Below are 6,655 nucleotides of genomic sequence, written 5' to 3'. Positions count from 1 at the left end.
GGTCCTGATCGCCGCAGTCTGGCTTCGATGACCGGCCGGCACGTGTCAGGTGCTCTTGAGGTGCAGAGACAGGACCAACGCAGAGGAGACTGCCAGCTCACGGTCAAGTAGCTCATCCCGAGGCGCCACCGGCCCCGCCGCGCGACGAGGCGGAGGTGGCCCGGGAGATCTGCCTGCGCCAGCTCGCCGTCCGGCCGCGTACCCGGGCCGAGCTGGCCGGCGCGCTCGCCAGGCGGGGGATCTCGGCGGAGGTTTCGGCGGAGGTGCTCGACCGCTACGACGAGGTCGGCATCATCGACGACGCGGCCTTCGCCCGGGCCTGGGTGTCCAGCCGGCACGCCGGCCGGGGGTTGGCCCGCCGGGCGCTCGCCAACGAGCTGCGCCAGCGCGGGGTCGACGGCGACATCGCCAGCGAGGCGCTTGGCGAGCTGGACGAGGACACCGAGGCCGAGACGGCGCGCGCCCTGGTCGAGCGGAAGCTGCGGACCGCCCGGGGCGAGCCGGACGCGGTGTTCCGCCGGTTGGTCGCCATGCTGGCCCGCAAGGGCTATCCGCCGGGGGTGGCGATCCGCGCGGTGAAGGACGCGCTCGCCGCGCAGAGCGCCGAGGCGGCCGAGTTCGCCGAGCAGATCGACGCCGACGCCCTCGCCGACGCCGAGGGCGACCTCGACCGCGACATCCGCCCAGCCGGGTGATCGGGCCCGGGGTGGTCGACGCCAGCGGCTCTGCGGCGGTCGCGGTCATGCCGCAGACCATCGAGTGCCCTCCCGGCCGAGGTCCGTCCCGGTGCCGGGGCCGCTGACGGCCTGGCGTTGAGGAGCCTCGACCTGCTATCGAGCGGCCCGCGCGCCGCGTTTGTCCCCTGGTGTCCGGCTCGAATTCACCATTCCGTGACCCGACGACTTCTCTCCGTTCGGGGGGTTTGATCATGAGTTCTTGACCAGAGCGGCCCCGGCGACCTAGCCTCGCCATACAGGCTCACATTGCCCGACCAGCGCAGGCTAAGCGCACAACATAGATCGCGTAACAGAACAGCATCACTTTGGCCGGTTCCCCGGCCTGGCGGCACCCGGACAGGCCGGTCCGGCGGTGACGCGACAACTGCACCCGACCGCCGACGATGCCCCGGCACGCCGGCGGAGAAAGCTCACCCACGGCCAGCCGCTCCGGTCGGGCGTCCAGAGCCGCAGGAGCGCGCCCACCCGGCACGATGACTGCGGCGCCGACGTTCAGGGGAGGCGGCCATGACGGGGTGGCACAGGTTCACCGGCGGTCCGGGTGAGGTCCCGGCATGAGCGCTTTCGATGCGGTGATCCTCGCGGCCGTGCTGCTCCTGACCCTGGTCGTGCTCGGCGCGGTGCTGCTCGGGGTCCGGGCGCTGCGCGGGCTGCACACGGCCCCGGCGCCCGAGGACCCGGCTTTCATCGCCGAGAAGGACCGCCAGGAGCAGTCCCTCGCGGCGCTGCGGACCGCGGCCGACGAAGCCAACAGCACCATCGACGTGGCGAAGTCCGCCGCCGCGGCGGCCCGCGCCGAGGCGGCCGCGGCCAAGGCCGAAGCGAAGGCCGCGCGGGCGGAGGCCCGGCGGGTGCTCGACGACGCGCGGGCCGAGGCTGACACCATCCTGGAGCGGGCCCACAAGCAGGCCGAGGCGGACGCGGAGCAGTTGCGGGCGACGGCCCGGCGCAGCGGCGAGCGGGAGGTCGCCGTGCTGGCCGCGACCACCCGCGAGCAGGCCGCCGAGGTCGAACGGCGGGCCGCCCGGATGGACGAGCGGGAACGGCTGCATACCGAGGAGGTGGAGCGGCTCGCCGAACGGGAGCGTCAGCTCACCGCCGCCAGCGCCGCCCTGGCCGCCCGGGAGTCCGCGCTCGCCCACCGCGAGGCCGAGCTGGCCGAGGCGGAGGAGCAGCGCCGACGCGAGCTGGAGCGGGTCGCCGGGCTGACCGCGGACGTCGCCCGGGCCGAGCTGATCGAGGCGATCGAGGGGCAGGCCAAGCGGGAGGCGGCGCTGCTGGTCCGGGACATCGAGGCGGATGCCCGCACCACCGCCGAGCAGCGCGCCCGGCACATCGTGGTCGACGCCATCCAGCGGGTGGCCAGCGAGCAGACCGCGGAGAGCGTGGTCAGCGTCCTGCACCTGCCCGGCGACGAGATGAAGGGCCGGATCATCGGCCGGGAGGGTCGCAACATCCGGGCCTTCGAGTCGGTCACCGGGGTCAACCTGATCATCGACGACACGCCGGAGGCGGTGCTGCTCTCCTGCTTCGACCCGGTCCGCCGGGAGGTCGGCCGGCTCACCCTGGAAAAGCTGGTGCTGGACGGCCGGATCCACCCGCACCGGATCGAGGAGGTCTACGACCTCGCCCGGCACGAGGTGGACCAGCTCTGCCAGCGGGCCGCCGAGGACGCCCTGGTCGAGGTCGGCATCACCGAGATCCACCCGGAGCTGGTCACCCTGCTCGGCCGGCTGCGCTACCGGACGTCGTACGGGCAGAACGTGCTCAAGCACCTGGTGGAAACCGCGCACATCGCCGGCATCATGGCCGCCGAGCTGCGGCTGGACGTGCCCACCATCAAGCGGTGCGCGTTCCTGCACGACATCGGCAAGGCGCTCACCCACGAGGTGGAGGGCAGCCACGCCATCATCGGCGCCGACCTGGCCCGCAAGTACGGCGAGAGCGAGGACGTGGTGCACGCCATCGAGGCGCACCACAACGAGGTGCCCCCGCAGACCATCGAGGCCGTGCTCACCCAGGCCTCCGACGCCTGCTCCGGCGGCCGGCCGGGCGCCCGCCGGGAGAGCCTGGAGGCGTACGTCAAGCGGCTGGAGCGGATCGAGGAGATCGCGGCGGGCAAGCTCGGGGTGGAGAAGGTCTTCGCGATGCAGGCGGGTCGGGAGATCCGGGTGATGGTCAAGCCGGAGGACGTCGACGACATCGGCGCGGCGGTGCTGGCCCGGGACGTGGCCAAGCAGATCGAGGAGGAGCTGACCTACCCGGGCCAGATCCGGGTCACCGTGGTCCGCGAGTCCCGGGTCACCGAGATCGCCCGCTGACCCCCGGGGACAGCGGACGGGCCGGCCCTGGACGCCAGGGCCGGCCCGTTTCGCCACGTGGTTGGGTGTCGCCGGGCCGGTGAGTCGTCGAACTCAGGTGGTGGTGCCGGCCACGGCCTCGGTGCCTAGCTGGGCGTCACCGGCGCCGGTGCGGGGCGCGGCGGAGCGACGGCCCCGGGCGAGCCGGCGCTGGACGTACTGGGCCAGCTTCGACAGCGAGTAGTTGATCACGATGAACATCACGCCGATCACGAAGTACGTCTGGATCGGGTTGTCCAGCGACCCGATGATCTGCTCCGCGATGGTCAGGGTCTCCTCGTAGCTGATGATGAAGCCGAGCGAGGTGTCCTTGAGCACGACGACGAGCTGGCTGATCAGCGCCGGCAGCATGATCCGGAACGCCTGCGGCAGCAGGATCATCCGGGTGGTCTGCAGCGGGGAGAGCCCGATCGCGGACGCCGCCTCCGCCTGCCCGCCGGGCAGTCCCTCCATGCCCGAGCGGAGGATCTCGGCGATCACCACGGAGTTGTAGATGGTCAGGCCGATGACCAGGTACCAGAGGGTGTCGAAGGTGACGCCGAACTCGGGGAACCCGCGGGCCACGAAGAAGATGGTGATCACCACGGGCAGGCCGCGGAACACCTCGACGCAGACCCGGGTGACCGCCGAGAGCAGGGCGCTCAGGCCGCGCAGCAGGTAGGACAAAGGGGTGGCGAACCCGGTGAACCGGCGGCGGGCCAGGCTCTTGAGCTGGACCCGCAGCACCGCCAGCAGAGTGCCGACCACCAACGACGAGACGATGGCCAGCGCCGCGGCCATCAGGGTGTTCTTGAAGCCGATGCCGATGCGTTCCCAGACCAGCGGGAAGCTCTCGTCGGAGGGGTCGATCAGCGGACCCCAGAGCTCCATCGAGAACTGGCCCTTGCCGTCCAACGGACGGTAGATCAGGAAGTACGCGCCGACCACCAGCAGGACGGTGGCGACCACACTGCCGATCAGTGTGACGCGGCGCTGCCGGGGGCCGGGAACGTCGTAGAGGACGCTCTGCTCACTCATCGGGCCACCGCCTGTCGCTTCTCGATCCGGTCGAGGAAGGCGCCGAGGGGAACGGTCATGATCAGGTAGCCGATCGAGATGCCGATGGCGACCGGCACGAACGCGTAGCCCTCGGCTGAGGTGAGCTGGTCGGCGGTCTGGGACAGGTCACCGACGACCCCGAAGAAGCCGACGAGCGCCGAGTTCTTGATCATCGCGATGATCACCGAGCCGAGCGGCACGATCGAGGCCTTCCAGGACTGCGGCAGCACGACGTACCGCAGGTTCTGCCCGAAGGTGAGCCCCAGCGATCGGGCGGCCTCCGCCTGGCCGGGGGGGACCGCGTTCACCCCGGAGCGCAGGGCCTCGCAGACGAAGGCCGCGGTGTAGAGCACCAGCGCGATCAGTGCGAAGCGGAAGTACGGCAGGTCGGTACCGAGCCGGCTGAACACGACGTCGAGACCGGGGATGCGGAGGAAGTCGGCGTTGGAGCCGAGCGCCGGCAGACCGAACGCGGCGAAGAACATCACCACGGTCAGCGGCATGTTGCGGAAGACGTTCACGTAGCCGGTGCCGACCGCCCGCAGCGGCGGCACCGGCGAGATCCGCAGTACCGCCACGACGGCGCCCAGGATCAGGGCGCCGAGCGCGGCGAGTACGCAGATCTGGAGGGTGAGCCAGAAGCCCCCCGCGAAAACGTCGAACCGGTCGATGAGCACACTCACGGGTCGGTCGTCCTCCCCACCCTCCAGACCAGCAGGAATCAGTAGCGGTTGACGGTGGGCGCGTCACCCAGCTCGGCACCGAACTTGCCGGCGGTGTCGTCCCAGGCCTTCTTCCAGCTGCCGTCGGCGAACGCCTTCTCCAGCGTGTCGTTGATGAAGGTGCGGAAGTCGGTGTCCTCCTTCTTCACCCCGATGCCGTACGGCTCCTTGGTGAAGTTGTCACCGGCGAGCTTGAACGAGGCCTCGTCCTTGGCGATGTAGCCGAGCAGGATGACGTTGTCCGTGGTGACCGCGTCGACCTGGCCGCCCTTGAGGGCGTCGCGGCACTTGTCGTAGGTGTCGAAGAGCACCAGCTGGGTGGCGACGTCCTTGACGTACTTCTTGATCTCCTCGGCCGGAGTGGAGCCGGTGACCGAGCAGACCTTCTTGGTGCCGTCCTTGAACGAGTCCGGGCCGGTGATGGCGGTGTCGTCCTTCTTCACCATGATGTTCTGGCCGGCCTCGTAGTACGGCCCGGCGAAGGCGATGCGCTCCTTGCGCTTGTCATTGATCGTGTACGTCGCCGCGACGAAGTCGACGGTGCCGTTGACGATCACGTCCTCGCGGACCTTCGAGGGGGCCTCGACCCACTCGATCTTGTCCTCGGGGATGCCGAGCTCCTTGACGATGATCTTCGCGACCTCGACGTCGAAGCCCTCCGGCTTGCCCGACAGCCCCTTCTGGCCGAAGCCCGGCTGGTCGAACTTCGTGCCGATCTTGATGGACTGGGCCTTGTTCAGCCGCTCCATCGTGGTGCCGGCGGCGAACGACTTGCTGCCGGCGCCGGTGCCCTCTCCGGCATCGTCGCCACCGCAGGCGGTCATGCCGAGCGCCAGGGTGGCGGCCGCCGCGAGTGCGGCTACGCGCGTGATACGCATGCTCTTCTCCTTCTTCGAAGGAACTCGCCGGGGAACGGCTCGCTCCACGTACGGACGCCTAGTGCGTGAGGATCTTGGAGAGGAAGTCCTTGGCCCGCTCGCTGCGCGGGTTGGCGAAGAACTCCGCCGGGGGAGCATCCTCGACCAGCTGGCCGTCGGCCATGAAGATGACCCGGTTGGCCGCGTGCCGGGCGAAGCCCATCTCGTGGGTGACCACGACCATCGTCATGCCGTCGCGGGCCAGCGAGGTCATCACGTCCAGCACCTCGCCGACCATCTCCGGGTCCAGCGCGCTGGTCGGCTCGTCGAAGAGCATCGCCTTGGGCTGCATGGCGAGCGCGCGGGCGATCGCGGCGCGCTGCTGCTGGCCGCCGGAGAGCTGGGCCGGGAACTTGTCGGCCTGGTTGGCGATGCCGACCCGGTCGAGCAGGGCCAGCGCCCGTTCCCGGGCCACGGCCGGCTTCTCCCTGCGGACCTTGATCGGGCCGAGGGTGACGTTCTCCATGATGGTCTTGTGCGCGAAGAGGTTGAACGACTGGAAGACCATGCCGACCTCGCTGCGCAGCTTGGCCAGGGCCTTGCCCTCGGCCGGCAGCGGCTGCCCGTCGAAGGTGATGGTGCCGGAGTTGATCGGCTCCAGCCGGTTGATCGTGCGGCAGAGCGTCGACTTCCCGGAGCCCGACGGGCCGATCACCACGACCACCTCGCCCCGGCCGACCGACAGCGAGACGTCGTCGAGCACGTGCAGCGGCCCGAACCACTTGTCGACCGCATCCAACACGATGAGCGGTTCGCCCGTCGTCACGTCGTCCACCGTCCCTGTCGTCGCCGCAGCCGGGTCTGATGAGCCCGGTTGGGCCACTGTAGGCGGGGGGATGTGGCGGAATGCAACTCAGATGGTCACGGAGCGGTAACACCAT

Annotated in this window: 6 protein-coding genes; 2 read left to right on the top strand and 4 right to left on the bottom strand. The window is 70.3% G+C overall.

Features of this window, described 5'->3' with window-relative positions; genetic code table 11:
* Window positions 1–89: 89 nt before the first annotated feature.
* Window positions 90–695, top strand: a complete 606-nt coding sequence (locus tag C1I99_RS09955; protein ID WP_233512437.1) for a regulatory protein RecX — start codon at window positions 90–92, stop codon at window positions 693–695.
* 596 nt (window positions 696–1,291) lie between these two features.
* Entirely contained in the window at window positions 1,292–3,058 is a 1,767-nt protein-coding gene (gene rny, locus C1I99_RS09950) for a ribonuclease Y (protein ID WP_111133924.1), read from the top strand.
* Between the two features lie 93 nt (window positions 3,059–3,151).
* On the opposite strand, the gene C1I99_RS09945 is transcribed toward rny, so the two are convergent.
* From C1I99_RS09945 to C1I99_RS09930, 4 genes are read right to left on the bottom strand one after another with little or no spacing between them, the layout of a single operon-like run.
* On the bottom strand, window positions 3,152–4,114 hold the full coding sequence (locus C1I99_RS09945; RefSeq protein ID WP_111133923.1) for an amino acid ABC transporter permease: 963 nt from the start codon (window positions 4,112–4,114) through the stop codon (window positions 3,152–3,154).
* Window positions 4,111–4,818 carry an amino acid ABC transporter permease gene (locus C1I99_RS09940; protein WP_111133922.1) on the bottom strand — a complete coding sequence of 236 codons (708 nt, stop codon included), beginning with the start codon at window positions 4,816–4,818 and terminating at the stop codon, window positions 4,111–4,113. Before C1I99_RS09940 ends, C1I99_RS09945 begins: the two co-directional genes overlap by 4 nt.
* A gap of 38 nt (window positions 4,819–4,856) precedes the next feature.
* A complete protein-coding gene (locus tag C1I99_RS09935; protein ID WP_111133921.1) occupies window positions 4,857–5,735 on the bottom strand; it encodes a glutamate ABC transporter substrate-binding protein in 879 nt (292 codons plus the stop codon).
* Window positions 5,736–5,793: 58 nt separating this feature from the next.
* A complete protein-coding gene (locus C1I99_RS09930; protein WP_111133920.1) occupies window positions 5,794–6,549 on the bottom strand; it encodes an amino acid ABC transporter ATP-binding protein in 756 nt (251 codons plus the stop codon).
* Between the last annotated feature and the right edge of the window lie 106 nt (window positions 6,550–6,655).

This window comes from Micromonospora deserti (assembly GCF_003236335.1).
Classification (GTDB): Bacteria; Actinomycetota; Actinomycetes; order Mycobacteriales; family Micromonosporaceae; genus Micromonospora; species Micromonospora deserti.
The sequence above is the reverse complement of the archived record's forward strand: the minus strand, read 5'-3'. Positions and strand labels throughout refer to the sequence as shown.